Source organism: Ensifer sp., assembly GCF_031989085.1.
GTDB lineage: Bacteria > Pseudomonadota > Alphaproteobacteria > Rhizobiales > Rhizobiaceae > Ensifer.
The window spans coordinates 75,956-91,874 of the sequence record NZ_DALZXU010000004.1 but is presented as its reverse complement, the minus strand read 5'-3'; the positions used below and the strand labels follow the sequence as shown (position 1 = coordinate 91,874).

16 protein-coding genes are annotated in these 15,919 nt (G+C 63.2%); 5 read left to right on the top strand and 11 right to left on the bottom strand.

The features are described 5' to 3' along the window. Window positions 1-96 precede the first annotated feature (96 nt). Window positions 97-1,581: a nucleobase:cation symporter-2 family protein gene (locus tag RTP54_RS19320; protein WP_112815049.1), complete on the bottom strand. Its 1,485-nt coding sequence runs from the start codon at window positions 1,579-1,581 to the stop codon at window positions 97-99. A 299-nt stretch (window positions 1,582-1,880) separates the two neighbouring features. Between RTP54_RS19320 and RTP54_RS19315 the strand changes: the two genes are divergently transcribed. Then, window positions 1,881-2,342 (top strand): hypothetical protein, encoded by a 462-nt coding sequence (locus RTP54_RS19315; RefSeq protein WP_312365177.1) that lies wholly within the window; start codon window positions 1,881-1,883, stop codon window positions 2,340-2,342. Window positions 2,343-2,357: 15 nt separating this feature from the next. Here the strand turns inward: RTP54_RS19315 and RTP54_RS19310 are convergent, their stop codons facing one another. Beyond that, window positions 2,358-3,269, bottom strand: coding sequence for a LysR family transcriptional regulator (locus RTP54_RS19310; RefSeq protein WP_312365175.1), 912 nt, complete (start codon window positions 3,267-3,269; stop codon window positions 2,358-2,360). Between the two features lie 158 nt (window positions 3,270-3,427). Between RTP54_RS19310 and RTP54_RS19305 the strand changes: the two genes are divergently transcribed. Continuing rightward, complete coding sequence (locus RTP54_RS19305) at window positions 3,428-3,793, top strand: antibiotic biosynthesis monooxygenase (protein WP_312365172.1); 366 nt, start codon at window positions 3,428-3,430, stop codon at window positions 3,791-3,793. 158 nt (window positions 3,794-3,951) lie between these two features. Beyond that, entirely contained in the window at window positions 3,952-5,118 is a 1,167-nt protein-coding gene (locus RTP54_RS19300) for an MFS transporter (RefSeq protein WP_312365170.1), read from the top strand. Window positions 5,119-5,222: 104 nt separating this feature from the next. Here RTP54_RS19300 and RTP54_RS19295 read toward each other — a convergent pair whose 3' ends face one another. The 9 genes from RTP54_RS19295 to RTP54_RS19255 form a co-directional block, all read right to left on the bottom strand. Further along, window positions 5,223-6,944 (bottom strand): ABC transporter substrate-binding protein, encoded by a 1,722-nt coding sequence (locus RTP54_RS19295; RefSeq protein ID WP_112815054.1) that lies wholly within the window; start codon window positions 6,942-6,944, stop codon window positions 5,223-5,225. Window positions 6,945-7,021: 77 nt separating this feature from the next. Beyond that, window positions 7,022-7,303, bottom strand: a complete 282-nt coding sequence (locus RTP54_RS19290; protein ID WP_312365168.1) for a DUF2160 domain-containing protein — start codon at window positions 7,301-7,303, stop codon at window positions 7,022-7,024. Window positions 7,304-7,315: 12 nt separating this feature from the next. After that, the gene (locus RTP54_RS19285) at window positions 7,316-8,140 is read right to left on the bottom strand and encodes a carbohydrate ABC transporter permease (protein ID WP_112805406.1); all 825 of its coding nucleotides are present in this window, start codon (window positions 8,138-8,140) and stop codon (window positions 7,316-7,318) included. Between the two features lie 20 nt (window positions 8,141-8,160). Further along, on the bottom strand, window positions 8,161-9,027 hold the full coding sequence (locus RTP54_RS19280; protein WP_112805404.1) for a carbohydrate ABC transporter permease: 867 nt from the start codon (window positions 9,025-9,027) through the stop codon (window positions 8,161-8,163). Window positions 9,028-9,029: 2 nt separating this feature from the next. Next, window positions 9,030-10,100 carry an ABC transporter ATP-binding protein gene (locus RTP54_RS19275; protein WP_112815055.1) on the bottom strand — a complete coding sequence of 357 codons (1,071 nt, stop codon included), beginning with the start codon at window positions 10,098-10,100 and terminating at the stop codon, window positions 9,030-9,032. A gap of 22 nt (window positions 10,101-10,122) precedes the next feature. Then, complete coding sequence (locus RTP54_RS19270) at window positions 10,123-11,193, bottom strand: ABC transporter ATP-binding protein (protein WP_312365160.1); 1,071 nt, start codon at window positions 11,191-11,193, stop codon at window positions 10,123-10,125. Window positions 11,194-11,244: 51 nt separating this feature from the next. Further along, complete coding sequence (gene glpD, locus RTP54_RS19265; RefSeq protein ID WP_312365158.1) at window positions 11,245-12,762, bottom strand: glycerol-3-phosphate dehydrogenase; 1,518 nt, start codon at window positions 12,760-12,762, stop codon at window positions 11,245-11,247. Window positions 12,763-12,893: 131 nt separating this feature from the next. Then, a complete protein-coding gene (locus tag RTP54_RS19260) occupies window positions 12,894-13,658 on the bottom strand; it encodes a DeoR/GlpR family DNA-binding transcription regulator (protein WP_112805396.1) in 765 nt (254 codons plus the stop codon). Beyond that, window positions 13,649-13,840, bottom strand: coding sequence for a hypothetical protein (locus RTP54_RS19255; RefSeq protein WP_112805394.1), 192 nt, complete (start codon window positions 13,838-13,840; stop codon window positions 13,649-13,651). The genes RTP54_RS19260 and RTP54_RS19255 overlap by 10 nt, the downstream gene beginning before the upstream one ends. Here RTP54_RS19255 and RTP54_RS19250 point away from each other — a divergent pair. Continuing rightward, on the top strand, window positions 13,832-14,599 hold the full coding sequence (locus tag RTP54_RS19250; RefSeq protein WP_312365155.1) for an SDR family oxidoreductase: 768 nt from the start codon (window positions 13,832-13,834) through the stop codon (window positions 14,597-14,599). The genes RTP54_RS19255 and RTP54_RS19250 overlap by 9 nt on opposite strands. 256 nt (window positions 14,600-14,855) lie before the next feature. After that, window positions 14,856-15,752 (top strand): LysR family transcriptional regulator, encoded by an 897-nt coding sequence (locus RTP54_RS19245; RefSeq protein WP_112805390.1) that lies wholly within the window; start codon window positions 14,856-14,858, stop codon window positions 15,750-15,752. Window positions 15,753-15,919: the final 167 nt, after the last annotated feature.

The following is a 15,919-nucleotide window of genomic DNA, read 5'->3' as shown; positions in this document are numbered from 1 at the left end:
CGCCCGCGATCGAAGTGTCGAACATATCGCAATTGCCCTGACGCAGAAGCCCCGGCCTCCTTGCGGAAGGCCGGGGCCCGATGGTCCTGAGCCGGCTCAGTGGCTGTCGGCGAGCCTTGCCGCATTGATCGAGGCGGAGCGCTCGACGCGCAGGCCATTGAAGAAGGCGTTGAGCACCACGGCCGAGATCGAGGCGAGCACGATGCCCGATTCGATGATCGGGTGGATCGCATGCGGCATCCACATCAGGAAGTTCGGCGCGATCAGCGGGATCAGGCCGAAGCCGACCGAGACGGCGACGACGAACAGGTTGTTGCGCGACGACTTGAAGTCGACCGTCGACAGGATGCGCACGCCGGTGGCCGCCACCATGCCGAACATCACGAGGCCGGCACCACCGAGCACGAATGTCGGCACCGCCTCGACCAGGGCGCCCATCTTCGGGATCAGGCCGAGCACGATCATGATCGCCCCGCCCATGACGCAGACATAGCGGCTCTTCACGCCGGTGACGCCGACAAGCCCCACGTTCTGCGAGAAGCTGGTGTATGGGAAGGTGTTGAACAGGCCGCCGATCATCGTGCCGATGCCGTCGACGCGAAGCCCCGCGGTCAGCTGCTGCTGCGACACCTCCTTGTTGGTGATTTCGCCGAGAGCCAGGAACATGCCGGTCGATTCGATCATCACCACGATCATCACCAGCGACATGGTGGCGATCAGCACCGGGTCGAAGATCGGCATGCCGAAGCGCAAGGGCGTGACGACGGCAAACCAGCCGGCATCCGCCACCCGGTCGAAATGCATCATGCCGAGACCGGCGGCAAAGACGCAGCCGATGACGATGCCGGTGAGCACCGCGATGTTGCTGATCAGCCCGCGGCCGTAGCGCGCAACGACGAGGATGGAGATCAGCACGAAAGCGGCAAGCCCCACATGGCTCGGTTCGGCATAGATGGGGTTCGGCACCGTGGCGCCGAGCACGACGCCATCCGGTACCGCTGCGCCGCCCGTGGTTGCGAGTTTCTTCAGTTCCGCCAGCCATTCGGCATGGGCCGGATCGACCAGCTTGGGCGCCGTCGGGCCGAAAGGATTGCCGAAGATCCAGTTGACGCCGACGCGCATCAGGGTCACGCCGATCACCAGGATGATGGTGCCGGTAACGATCGGCGGGAAGAAGCGCAACAGCCGCCCCATGATCGGGGCGAGCAGCAGCGCGACGAGCCCCGCGCCGATGATGGCGCCGAAGATCAGGCGGGCGCCTTCATGGCCCGGTGTCATCGTCGCCATCGACACCATCGGGCCGACGGAGGCGAAGGTTACGCCCATCATGACGGGCAGGCGGATGCCGACGCTGCGGGTAATGCCGAGCGACTGGATGATGGTGACGAGACCGCAGACGAAAAGATCGGCCGAAATCAGGAAGGCGACGTCCTCAGGGCTGAGCTGCAGCGCCCGGCCGACGATCAGCGGAACCGCGACGGCGCCGCCATACATGACGAGAACATGCTGGATCCCGAGCGTCGCAAGCTTACCGACAGGCAGCTTCTCGTCCACCGGGTGTATGCTGGATGCGTCGCTCATGGTTACTCCTCCCATCACGTCGACCAGTCCGATTCCCCGTCCTCCAACAGGGATCCCCCGTCTTTCGACAGGGGGAAAGGTATCTTTGGTGCCGAGGCAGAATGCCGCAAGTACAACCTAAGAGGAAACACTTTCGCGAATCCGGGGGGAATGGTCGTCGGCGAGGCGGTCTGCCGGGGCGCAACCTTTGCGGATAGGCCGAGAGCCGATGCAATGTTGACGTAATCCGACACAGGCAGTCTCAACCGCGATCGAGGCGAACGCTCGCCCCAACTCTTCCGCCCACGGGACCACGCCTGATGAGACTGTCCTCGCCTGCTGGCATGCTTCGCCGACTGCTCGGTATCCTGATTGCCGTCGTCGTCGTTCTGTGGCCGTTTGCCGCCAACGCGCAGGCCGAGGACTTCCCCGGCCAATGGCAGGAGATGGTCACGGATGCGGGCGCCTGCGACACCTGCTGGCTCGCCATCCGGCAGCACGGGCCGATCCTGAAAGTATCGTCGAGCAACGGCTGGTTTGCCTTTGCCCATGCGGACCTCAAGGCTCGCTCGGGCACTGCGAACGGCATCGGCCGCTGGAGCGAGCGGGCACGCGGTCACTTTGGCGGCAAGCCGTTCGACGTGCGCCTCGTCATTGTCGACAGGCAGCTTCATCTCGACATGGTAGTGCTGATGGATGATGGCACGAAACGGGCGATCCGGGCGATTTTCGACAAGGGCCGGCCCGGCAAGACCGCGCGTCGGGTGATGGTGAAATCGTAAGGCCCAGATTTTCAGTCAAAGCAGGCTCGCCGAACCGCCATTCGCGGGAAACAGATTTATCGCCATGAAGTCGACGAAGGCGCGCAGTTTCGGTGAAAGGTGCCGGCTGGAGGGCCAGAGGATCCGGTAGGTACCGCATCGGCGCAGCTGGTGTTCGAGAACCGGTACCAGCGCGCCCTCGTGCATCTGGCGCCTGACCGTGAAATCCGGAAGACAGGCGATGCCGAGCCCCGCCTCGGCCATATGGATCAGCGGCTCCAGCGCATTGGAGGCCGCCGTCACCGGCAGATCGACATCAAGCGGCGCGCCGTCCTGCATCAGCGGCCAGGGTTCGAGCTTGCCGGTCGAGGGAAAGCGGTGATGCAGGCAGTGATGGCGCTCCAGGTCCCGCGCCTCCTTCGGCGTGCCGTGCTTCTCGAAATATGCGGGTGAACCGACCAGATAGGGGTGAAACGTGCCGAGCTGACGCGTCATCAGGCGGGAGTCGCCGATCTCGCCAGTGCGGACAACCGCATCGAAACCTTCCTCGATGACGTCGACCATCCGGTCAGAAAAGTCGAGATCGATCTCGACCTCAGGATAGGCGCGCATGAAGGCGGCGAGCGTCGGCATCAGCAGCATGCCGGCCATCGGCAGGCTGACGCGCAGCTTGCCGCGCGGCGCCTCCTGGCTCTGCACCAGCTCGGCTTCGGCCGCTTCGATCTCGCAGAAGATCCGTCGGCAACGTTCGAGAAACAGCGTGCCTTCCGGCGTCAGCGTCACGCTGCGCGTGCTGCGATGAAAGAGGCGGACCCGCAATCGCTCCTCCAGGCGAGCAATCGCCTTGCCGACGGCGGATGGCGAAACGCCGAGCTGCGTCGCCGCCACGGTAAAGCTGCGGGCGTCCGCCGCCTGCACGAAAGCGCTGAGCGCACCAAGGCTGTCCATTGTCCGTCCTCGTCCGTTGATTGCGATTGCGGATATTTTTGTCCGTTATCTTCGGATCTGTAGCGCATTTTTCTCCGATTGGAAGCTCGCCATAGTCCGCCTGCCCGACACGGCGCATTGGCCGCCCAACAACACCGTCGGCAAGGAATGGAGAACACATGCACGAGGCACTTTTGGCCGGTTTCCGCGGAAACCCCGAACCAACCGTCTTTATCGTCAACGTCATCCATGCCCACGAGGGCAAGCAGGAAGAGGCGTTCCGCCTGATCCAGGACGTCGTCCACTATGTGGCCGAGCGCAAGGAGGGTTTTCTCTGGAGCAGTCTTGCCAAGAGCACCGACGGCAAGACGGTGGTCAATATCGAAGCGATAGCCGGCGAAGGAAACGTCGAGGAATTCTTCGCCGACGCAGTGTTCCTCGAGAAATTCAAGGCGCTGCATTCGGTGTCGACCTTCGAGTTCCACACCTATCGCGTCGACGATCTGGTGCTGCCCAAGCGTGCCGCCCTGACCGCGTCGGCCTAGGCGGGTTCGCCGCCCGCCTAGGTCGGCGGCGAATGCCTTGCGCGCACTTTCCGTCCGCCATCGCCACTCAGACCGGCGTTCCCGTCGGCCCATCCCGAGAGATAGACTTCATGCCATCCAACGACTGCGCGCTTTCACCTCCGCAGGAAACATTATCGATGCCCGCCGGCGGCGCCCGATTGCCGCTTTCTGCGCTGCTTGCGCTTGCGACCGCCGGCTTCATCACCATCCTCACCGAGGCGCTGCCGGCCGGGTTGCTCACGCAGATCGGCGGCGACCTCGGCGTCTCGCAATCCCTCGTCGGGCAGATGGTGACGATCTATGCGATCGGTTCGCTCGTCGCCGCCATCCCGCTCGTCGCGTTGACGCGGACCTGGCGGCGGCGGCCGCTGTTGATCACCGCGATCTCCGGTTTTGCCGTGGTCAACACGGTGACCGCGCTTTCGCACGATTATGCCCTGACCATGGCGGCGCGCTTTCTTGCCGGTGTGTTTGCCGGGCTGCTCTGGGCGCTTTCCGCCGGCTACGCCACCCGTATGGTGGCGCCGCACCAGCACGGGCGGGCGATCACGATCGCCATGCTCGGCGCGCCGGTGGCGCTGTCGATCGGTATTCCAGCAGGAACGCTGCTCGGGGCCGCCGCGGGCTGGCGCCTGACCTTCGGTCTTCTCAGCGTGGCGGCGATCCTGCTCGTCGGCTGGAGCCTGTGGGCGCTGCCGGATTTTCCGGGCCAGCACGGCGAACGTCGCCAGCGGCTGTCATCCGTGTTCCGGCTGCCCGGGATCCGGCCGGTGCTGTTCGTGATGTTCGCCATCGTCCTCGCTCACAACATTCTCTACACCTACATCGTGCCGTTCCTGCAGCCGTCGGGCCTGGATGCGGACGCCGACAGGGTTCTGCTAGTCTTCGGCGTCGCCTCGTTGGTGGTCATTCCGGTCATCGGGACGTTGGTGGACAGGCGCCTGCGCCTGCTGGTGCTGGCAACCACGGCGCTGTTTGCAGCAGCCTCCCTGCTGCTTGCCGCCTTTATCGATCAGCCGGCAGCTATCTATGTCGGTATCGTTGCCTGGGGTCTTGCCTTCGGTGGTGCGGCGACCCTGTTCCAGACAGCCTCTGCGAAGGCGGCGGGCGCGCAGGCGGATGCGGCACAATCGATGGTCGTCACCGCCTGGAACGCTGCGATGGCCGGCGGCGGGCTTGCGGGCGGTCTGTTGCTAGACAGCGCCGGCGCGGCAAACCTTCCCGTCGTCGTCTTGGCGATACTCGTCCCGGCCCTCGGCGTTGCCTGGTTTGCGCGGCAGGGTTTTCCGCGCGCCTCCAGGTGATCGGCTTTCAGGCAACGAAAAACCGGGGCCGTTGCCGACCCCGGTGCCGCATCTCCTGATCTTTCGGCCGCCCGCTTTCACGGGCGGCCGTCGTCTTGGGGATGTTACTTCTGCCAGCTCTTGACCAGTTCGTCGTAGTTGACGGTCTGGGGCTTGTCCTTCTCGTTCTCGATCTTCAGCTGAGGAGCAAGGTTGCCCTTGGAAACGGCGTCCTTGTTCCAGTATTCGAGGTCGTGTTCCTCGGCGAGCTTCGGACCGATGTCACCCTGGATGCCGGCGCGTTCCAGGCGCTGCATCACCTTTTCCTGTTCGGCGCAGAGCGAGTCCATCGCTTCCTGGGCGGTTTTCGCGCCGGAGGATGCATCGCCGATCGCCTGCCACCAAAGCTGTGCCAGCTTCGGATAGTCAGGAACGTTTGTGCCGGTCGGCGACCATTGCAGGCGGGCCGGCGAACGGTAGAACTCGATCAGGCCGCCGAGCTTCGGCGCGCGGTCGGTGAAGCTCTTGTGATCGAGCGTCGACTGGCGGATGAAGGTCAGGCCGACATGGCTCTTCTTCACGTCGACGGTCTTCGAGGTGACGAACTGCGCATAGAGCCATGCGGCCTTGGCGCGATCCTCAGGCGTGGACTTCAGCAGCGTCCAGGAACCGGCGTCCTGGTAGCCGAGCTTCATGCCGTCCTTCCAGTAGACGCCGTGCGGGCTCGGAGCGAAGCGCCACTTCGGCGTGCCGTCCTCGTTGACGACGGGCAGGCCCGGCTTGACGAAGTCGGCGGTGAACGCCGTGTAGGTGAACATCTGCTGGGCGACTTCGCCCTGCGACGGCACCGGTCCGGATTCCGAGAAGGTCATGCCCTGGGCGGCAGCCGGTGCATAGGCCTTCATCCAGTCGAGGTATTTCTGGATGGAGTAGACGGCGGCCGGGCCGTTGGTGTCGCCACCACGGGCAACGCAGGAGCCGACCGGGCGCGAGTTCTCGTCGACCTTGATGCCCCATTCGTCGACCGGCTTGCCGTTCGGGATGCCCTTGTCGCCGTTGCCGGCCATCGACAGCCAGGCGTCGGTGAAGCGCCAGCCGAGCGACGGGTCCTTCTTGCCGTAGTCCATGTGGCCGAAGACCTTCTTGCCGTCGATCTCGCGGCCGGTAAAGAACTCGGCGATATCCTCATAGGCCGACCAGTTGACCGGAACGCCGAGGTCGTAGCCGTACTTCGCCTTGAAGTCGGCCTTGTTCTTCTCGTCGTTGAACCAGTCGTAGCGGAACCAGTAGAGGTTGGCGAACTGCTGGTCGGGCAACTGGTAGAGCTTGCCGTCCGGCGCTGTCGTGAAGGACTTGCCGATGAAGTCGTCGATGTCGAGGTTCGGGTTGGTGACGTCCTTGCCTTCGTTGGTCATCCAGTCCGTCAGGTTGCGGGCCTGCTGGTAGCGCCAATGGGTGCCGATGAGGTCGGAGTCATTGATGTACGCGTCATAGACGTTTTCGCCCGACTGCATCTGCGTCTGCAGCTTTTCGACGACGTCGCCTTCGCCGATCAGGTCATGGGTGATCTTGATGCCGGTGATGTCGGAAAACGCCTTGGCGAGGGTCTTCGATTCGTATTCATGGGTGGTGATCGTTTCGGAAACGACCTTGATGTCCATGCCGGCAAAGGGCTTTGCCGCATCGACGAACCACTGCATTTCCGCTTCCTGGCCGGCTCGGTCGAGCGCCGACATGTCGCCGATCTCGCTGTCGAGGAACTTCTTGGCCTCGTCCATGCCGGCAAAGGCCGAGCCGGTGAAAGCCAGCAGCATGACTGCCGTCGTTGTCAAAAGGTGCCGTCGCATAATTTCCTCCCTTTGGGTTTTGCGATTGCGTCCATTGCAGTTTCGAGGGGCCCTTCCCGCCCCCCAGTCCGTTCACCTCACACGTAACGGAAGACGCCGATGGCATAGACACCCGAGAGGGCGAGAGCCCACCAGAGGTTTGGTCCGCCAAGGCCGAGCCACGCGAGGTGAATGAAGGCGCTGCCGAGCAGCGATACAAAAAGCCTGTCGCCGCGCGTCGTTTCGAAGCGCAGGATGCCGACGCGCGGGTTGCCGCCCGGCGAGACATATTCCCACACCGCCATGCCGACGAGCAGCAGCGCGATGGTGATGAAGAACAGGGCCGTCGGCAGCGTCCATGCCATCCATGAGAAATTCATGACGAAGCTCCTTTAGACGCGGCCCAGGGCAAAGCCCTTGGCGATGTAGTTGCGCACGAAATAGATGACGAGCGCGCCGGGGATGATGGTCAGCACGCCGGCGGCCGCCAGCACGCCCCAGTCGAGCCCGGAGGCCGAGACTGTGCGGGTCATGATTGCGGCGATCGGCTTGGCGGCCGTGGTCGTCAGCGTGCGGGCGAGCAGCAGCTCGACCCAGGAGAACATGAAGCAGAAGAAGGCCGCGACGCCGATGCCGGACGCGATCAGCGGCGTGAAGATCTTCACGAAGAAGCGCGGGAACGAGTAGCCGTCGATATAGGCCGTTTCGTCGATCTCCTTCGGCACGCCGGACATGAAGCCTTCGAGAATCCAGACCGCCAGCGGCACGTTGAACAGGCAGTGAGCCAGTGCGACCGCTATGTGCGTGTCGATCAGGCCGAAGGCCGAATAGAGCTGGAAGAACGGCAGGGCGAAAACGGCCGGCGGCGCCATTCGGTTGGTGAGCAGCCAGAAGAACAGGTGCTTGTCGCCGAGGAAGCGGTAGCGCGAGAAGGCGTAGGCCGCCGGCAGCGCCACCGAAACCGAGATCACCGTGTTCATGACCACGTAGATGATCGAGTTGATATAGCCCTTGTACCAGGACGGGTCGGTGAAGATCACCATGTAGTTGCGCAGCGTCGGGTTCTGCGGCCACAGCGAAAACGTGCTGAGGATCTCGCTCGTTTCCTTGAAGCTCATGTTGACGAGCCAGTAGATCGGCAACAGCAGGAAGACGATGTAGATCGTCGGAACCAGAAAGGACAGGCGTTGCGAAAGCGGTGCTTTGGTCGTGTTCATTGTCTCTCCTCCCTCCCGGTTCAGCTCTGCGCGTCGCTCGTGGTCATCACGGTGTAGAAGATCCACGAGAGCAGCAGGATGATGAGGAAGTAGATGATCGATAGGGCTGCCGCCGGACCGAGGTCGAACTGGCCGATGGCCATTTTGACGAGGTCGATCGACAGGAAGGTGGTGGAGTTGCCGGGGCCGCCGCCGGTGACGACGAAGGGCTCGGTGTAGATCATGAACGAGTCCATGAAGCGCAGCAGGAAGGCGATCAGCAGAACGCGCTTCATCTTCGGCAGCTGGATGTAGCGGAACACCGACCAGCGCGAGGCGCCGTCGATCTTGGCCGCCTGGTAATAGGCGTCCGGGATCGAGACGAGACCGGCATAGCACAAAAGCACGACAAGGCTCGTCCAGTGCCAGACGTCCATGACGATCAGCGTCACCCAGGCGTCAATCGGGTTCTGCACGTAGTTGTAGTTGATGCCGATCGCTTCCAGCGTGTGACCGAGCAGGCCGATGTCGACGCGGCCGAAGACCTGCCAGATGGTGCCGACGACATTCCACGGGATCAGCAGCGGCAAGGCCATCAGCACGAGGCACACAGGCACGCCGAGGCCCTTCTTCGGCATGTTGAGCGCGATGATGATGCCGAGCGGGATTTCGATGGCAAGGATGATCGCCGAGAAGACCAGGTTGCGGGTGAGCGCGTCCCAGAAGCGGTCGGAGGTCAGGACGTCGACATACCAGTCGGTGCCGGCCCAGAAGAACTCGTTGTTGCCGAAAGTGTCCTGAACCGAATAGTTGACCACCGTCATCAGCGGGATCACCGCCGAGAAGGCGACGAGCACCAGCACCGGCAGGACCATGAACCAGGCCTTGTTGTTCCAGGTCTTTTCCATGATCAGGCCTCCCCGCCGACGCGCCAGGAATCGGCGTAGATGTTGATGGCTTTCTGGTCGAAGGCGATGCGCGGCTCGGCCGGGATCTCGCCGTCCTCGTCGAGAATGATCGAGATCGGCTGGTCGGCGAAGCGGGCGCGCACGATCTTGTGTCGGCCGATATCCTCGACCTTGGTAATCGTCACTGGCATGCCTTCGCGGCCGATCGCCACGAATTCCGGGCGGATGCCGAGTTCGGTCTTGGCGCCGGACTTGATCTCGGGCCTGAAGTTGAGGGCGATGCTCTCGCCGCCGACGGTGGCGGTGCTGCCGTCTATCTTCGCCGGCAGGACGTTCATGCCGGGAGAGCCGATGAAGTAGCCGACGAAGGTGTGGCGCGGCCGCTCGAAAAGTTCGGCCGGCGTGCCGATCTGCACGATCTGGCCGTCATACATGACGACGACCTTGTCGGCGAAGGTGAGCGCCTCGGTCTGGTCGTGGGTGACGTAGACCATGGTGAAGCCGAACTGCTTGTGCAGGCGCTTGATCTGTGAGCGCAGCACCCATTTCATTTCCGGGTCGATGACGGTCAGCGGCTCGTCGAACAGGATGGCGCTGACGTCGGAGCGCACCAGACCGCGACCGAGCGAGATCTTCTGCTTCTGGTCGGCCGTCAATCCTTGTGCCTTCTTGCCCGCCCAGCCGCCAAGGCCGGTCATCTCGATGATCTCCTTGACGCGGCGGTCGACTTCGGTTTCCGGCACATGCCGGTTGCGCAGCGGGAAGGCGAGATTGTCGTAGACCGTCATCGTGTCGTAGATGACCGGGAACTGGAACACCTGGGCGATGTTGCGGTCCTGGGTCGATAGATGCGTCACGTCCTTGCCGTCGAAGAGAATGCGACCTTCCGACGGATTGATCAGGCCGGAGATGATATTGAGCAGGGTGGTCTTGCCGCAGCCCGACGGCCCGAGCAGCGCATAGGCGCCGCCATCGTTCCATTCGTGGTGCACTTCCTTCAGCGCGTAGTCGTTTTCCGACTTCGGCTTGGCGCCATAGGCGTGGCGGATATGTTCGAGATCGATGCGTGCCATTGTCTTTCCTCCCAGCGCCTCCTCAGGCCGTTTCGCCGATCGCGCGCCCATCCGGCCCGAAGGCCATCAGGTGACGGATGTCGACGAACACATTCAGGGTTGCGTCCGGTTCGATGTCGTGGATGCCCGGCGCCAGCATGACCCAGCGCGCGCCGGAAAAGCCGACGTGAATGAAGCTTTCGGAGCCGGCGATTTCCGAAATTGCCGTCTTGACCGTCAGCGGCATGGCGCCGTCGAACGGCGCCTGAAACGACAGGTGGTGCGGCTGGAAGGCGACCGTGCAGGGGCCGTCCGGCAGTGCCGAGAGATGGACCGGGACCGACAGCACGGGCTTGCCGTCGAAGGCGAAGATCGAGCCGGACTTGACGAGCTCGATCGTATTCAGTGGCGGATCGGCGAAGGTGCGCGCCGTCACCAGGTCGACCGGTCGGCGATAGACGTCGATGGTCTTGCCGAATTGGGTGATGCGGCCCTGGCTGAGGGCGGCGGTGTTGCCGCCGAGAAGCAGCGCTTCCGACGGCTCGGTCGTCGCATAGACGAAGATCGCGCCGGAGGCGGAGAAGATCTTCGGCAGTTCCTCGCGCAATTCCTCGCGCAGCTTGTAGTCGAGATTGGCGAGCGGCTCGTCAAGCAGCACCAGATCGGCATTCTTGACGATGGCGCGCGCCAGCGCCGTGCGCTGCTGCTGGCCGCCGGAGAGGCTGAGCGGCGTGCGGTCGAGATAGGGCGTGAGCTTCAGCAGTTCGGCGGCCTTGCGCACTTCGCGGTCGATCGTGGCTGCGTCCGTGCCCTTGATGCGCATCGGCGAGGCGATGTTTTCGTAGACGGTCATCGACGGGTAGTTGATGAACTGCTGGTAGACCATGGCCACGGAACGCTTCTGCACCGGCAGGCCGGTGACGTCGGTGCCGTCGAAGATCAGCGAGCCGGAGGCCGGTTTGTCGAGCCCCGCCATCAGCCGCATCAGCGACGTCTTGCCGGAAAGCGTCGGGCCGAGCAGCACGTTGAGCGACCCCCTTTCCAGCACAAGGTCGGTCGGGTGGATATGCGTCTCCCCACCCACGACCTTGGATATCTTCTTCATTTCAAGCATTGAATTCTCCGGTGTTCCACCCAGCCATCGGCATTCCAGAATGCGGGGTCCTCAGGCGGCGGCGTTGGCCGCGCCCCGCATGTATTCCTCCAGCGCCGCCGCCTCGCCGGGCGTCAGCTTCAATCCCAGTTTGGTGCGCCGCCACAGCACGTCCTCGGCGTGCCTGGCCCACTCCTCAGCGATCAGCCACTTCACTTCCGCCTCATAGAGGTCGGCGCCGAAATGGCGGCCGAGCGCCGCCTCGCTCGATGCCGACCCAAGCAGTGCTGTGGCACGCGTGCCGTAGAGGCGCACCAGCCGGCGCACGTGGCCGGCGGCAAGGAACGGATAGGTCTTGTGAAGCTTGGCGACTTCGTCGGCATAGCCCTTGGCCGGGAAATCCCCGCCGGGCAGGCTCGATCCGGCCGTCCATTTCGCACCCTTGACGCCGATCGCCTCGCCGATCTTTTCGAGCGCGGATTCGCTCAGGCGACGATAGGTCGTCAACTTGCCGCCGAAGACATTCAGGAGCGGTGCGGTCGCCTTGTCGCCTTCGACGCGCAGGACGTAGTCGCGGGTCGCCTCCTGTGCCTTGCTGGCGCCGTCGTCGAACAGCGGACGCACGGCGGAATAGGTCCAGACGATGTCGTCCTTCTCCACCGGCTCGAGGAAATACTCGCTCGCCGCCTTGCAGAGATAATCGACCTCGGCGTCGCTGATCCGCACCTCGGCCGGATTGCCAGCGTAGTCGCGATCGGTGGTGCCGATCAGCGTGAAATCGTCCTCGTAGGGGATGGCGAACATGATCCGGCCATCCGGATTCTGGAAGAAATAGGCGCGGGGGTCGGTGAACTTCTTGCGCACGACGATGTGGCTGCCCTGGACCAGGCGCACATTGTGCACGTCGTTCTTGCCGAGCGCGCCTGCCAGCACCGCGTCGACCCAGGGGCCGGCGGCATTGACCAGCATGCGCGCCCGGATCTGCCGACGCTCGCCGGTTGCTGCATCTTCGGTTTCGATCGCCCAGGTGCCGTTGTCGCGCTTGGCCGAGATGACGCGGGTTCGCGCCATGATCTTTGCCCCGCGGTTGGCGGCATCGCGAGCGTTGAGCACCACCAGGCGGGCATCGTTGACCCAGCCGTCGGAATATTCGAAAGCCTTGGTGAACAGCCGCTTCAGCGGCTTGCCGGCCGGGTCGCGCGTCATGTCGAGCGTAGCCGTTGCCGGCAGCAGCTTGCGGCCGCCGATATGGTCGTAAAGGAACAGGCCGAGGCGGATGAGCCAGGCCGGGCGCGGACCGCCCTTGTGGTAGGGCAGCACGAAACGCATCGGCCAGATGACATGCGGTGCCATCGCCCAGAGCACTTCGCGCTCCATCAGCGCTTCGCGCACCAGGCGGAATTCGTAATGTTCGAGGTAGCGCAAGCCGCCATGGATGAGCTTGGTCGAGCCCGACGACGTGCCGGAGGCGAAGTCGTTCATTTCGGCGAGCGCAACGGAGTATCCCCGACCGACCGCATCACGCGCAATGCCGCATCCGTTGATGCCGCCGCCGATGATGAAGACGTCGAAGATTGCCTGCTCTGCCACTGCTTTTCCCCTCCCGCATTTCGCAATGCACAAATTGATGCAGTCGCGAAAGCGAAATCAGTTAAAGCGAAAATATATCGAATGTCAAACGAATGTTGGGCGAATCTCAGGATCGTCTAAAAAAGCGTTTCTCAAGCCTCTGTTTCGATCAGTCGAACGTCCTGTTCGGCGCAGATTTTCCGCACGTTCTCAACGAGACAGCGATCGGTGATGAAGGTCTGGACCTGGGAGATATGACCGATGCGAACCGGTGCCGTTCTTTCGAATTTGGTCGAGTCGGAAACGAGGATCACGTGTCGGGCATTGGCGATGATCGCCTGGGCGACTTTCACTTCGCGAAAATCGAAATCGAGCAGCGCGCCGTCATGGTCGATGGCCGAGGCGCCGATGACGGCGAAGTCCACCTTGAACTGCTTGATGAAGTCGACGGCCGCCTCGCCGACGATGCCGCCGTCGGAGCCGCGCACGACGCCGCCGGTGATGACCACCTCGATAGACGGGAAGACGCGCAAGTGATTGGCGACGTTGATGTTGTTGGTGATGACCATCAATTCCTTGTGGTCGAGCAGCGCTTCACCCACCGCTTCCGTCGTGGTGCCGATGTTAATGAACAGCGAGGCGTTGTCGGGGATGAGGGCGGCGGCAGCCCTGCCGATCGCCTGTTTCTCCGGTGCGGCGATCTGGCGGCGAGCATCGTATTTGACGTTTTCCTTGCCACTCGGGAAGATCGCGCCGCCATGAATGCGGTTGAGGACCTTGGCGTCGCAGAGGTCGTTGAGGTCCTTGCGGATGGTCTGCGGCGTCACCGAAAAGCGCTGCGCCAGCTCCTCGACGAGCACGCGCCCTTCGTTCTTGGCCAGTTCCAGAATTTCCGCCTGCCGCCCTGTCAGATACATTCCGAAACCTCCCCGTTTTCGTTTTTTTTCATAATATGCAAAAACGAAAGCTGTGCAATTTCAGAAATCGGCGTTTGCGGCGATTCTGCTTTCGTCGTCGGCATGTCGGTTGCACGCGTTGCAATCACCCCGGCGATAGGCGAGTTTGACACCGACGGGAAGAGGGAAAAGACATGTTTCATCCGGCCTTGTTCAAGGGCATGACTGTGGTGGTGACCGGCGGCGGACGCGGCATCGGCCTTGAAGTGGTACGCCAGTTCCTCGATTGCGGCGCGCATGTGTTCGTGCATGCGGGGCGGACGATCGGCGACCTTCCGGATTTCCTGGAGACGGCTGCGACCGAGGGCAGGGCGCATGTGGCGACCGCCGATTTCCTGGCCGAAGGCGGCGTCGAGGCGCTGGCGGACGAGATCCGTAGCCGCTTCGACAGCATCGATATCCTCGTCAACAATGCCGGCACGATGGTCGGCCGCTTTCTAGCGGCGGAACTGACGGACGAGCAGTACCGCACCGTCGTCCAGCTCAACCAGACGTCCGTCGTCGAGATGACGCGGGCGCTGTTGCCGCTGTTGCGCAAGGGCACCCATCCCGCAATCGTCAACACCGTGTCTATCTCGGCGCTGACAGGCGGCAGCGCCGGCTCCTCGATCTATTCGGCGACCAAGGCCTTCGTCTCCACCTATTCCAAGGCGCTGGCGCGCGAACTGGCGCCGGAGGGCATCCGGGTCAATTGCGTCTCGCCCGGCACCATCACCACCGAGTTTCACGAGCGCTACTCGTCGCCGGAAAAGCTGGAGGCGACACGCAGGACGATCCCGCTCGGCAGGCTCGGAACGGCCGAAGACTGCGCGCCGGCCTATCTCTTCCTCGCCTCGCACGCCCTTTCCGGCTACGTCACCGGCCAGGTGCTGGAGGTCAATGGCGGGCAGCTGATTACGTGAGTACAGCAGGTGTAGATGGCCGTGGCGGTCAAGCCCCTCATCCGCCTGCCGGCACCTTCTCCCCGCGAGCGGGGCGAAGGGACATCCGGCGCGCTACGATGCCTTCTCCACGCCTGCGGAGTGTAAGATCTTGCACGGGCCCTGACATTCTTTCGCCGGGATTACCCTTCGGCAGGGATCGGAGCACGTCCCCTCTCCCCGCGTGCGGGGAGAGGGCTAGGGTGAGGGGCATAGCCAAGAACTCCGAAGGTACGGGATGATCGACAAGCTGGAAATGTTTCTGGTTCTGGCCCGCGAAAGGCACTTCGGCCGGGCCGCAGTCGAATGCGGCGTCACCCAGCCGACGCTGTCGGCGGCGATCCGCCAGCTCGAGGACCAGCTCGGCGTGATGCTGGTCAGCCGCGGCTCCCGCTTCCAGGGCCTGACGCCCGAGGGGCAGCGGGTGCTCGAATGGGCGCGCCGCATCGTCGGCGATGCCCGCACCATGCGCGAGGAAATGCGCACGGCGCGCAAGGGCCTGTCCGGACATATCCGGCTGGCAGCGATCCCGACGACGCTTGCCATGGTGCCGATGATCACCGCGCCGTTTCAGGAGAAGCATCCCGACGTGACATTTTCGGTGCTGTCGACCACGTCGCTGCAGATCCTGGCGCTGCTCGAAAACCTCGAGATCGATGCCGGCCTCACCTATCTGGAGAACGAGCCGCTCGGGCGCGTCACCAGCGTTCCGCTGCAGATCGAGCGCTATCATCTCGTCACGGCCGCCGGAACGCCGCTTTCCGATCGCGAAACCGTGACGTGGAAGGAGGTTAGCGCCATTCGGCTTTGTCTATTGACCGCCGATATGCAGAACCGCCGCATCATTAACCAGCATTTTTCCGAGGCTGGCGCCGTTGCCGAGCCGACGCTCGAATCGAACTCGATGATCGTGCTCTTCTCGCATGTACGCACCGGCCGCTGGGCCAGCATCATGCCATTCAACGTCGCGAAATCATTCGGCTTTCACGAAGATATCCGGATGATCCCGATCGTCGAACCGGACGCGCATCACACGGTTGGTCTGGTTGCGACGCATCGTGAGCCGTTCACGCCGTTGGTATCGGCGCTTTTGCATGAAGCCCGCATTCTCGGCGAGCGGAATCAGGTTCAATAGGTTTTTTCTATCAATCAACGAAACAGCCTTATTGACCCTTCCGGCGAGAAGCGCGAAGCTTTTCGTTCATGGGAAAGGGCGCGGAGGAACGGCCCTTCCCGGGCGATGCCAATTGGAGCTGGGCGCGATCCGTAGATTGGCGCTTCAGCCCGCGAGCCGGGAGGGCT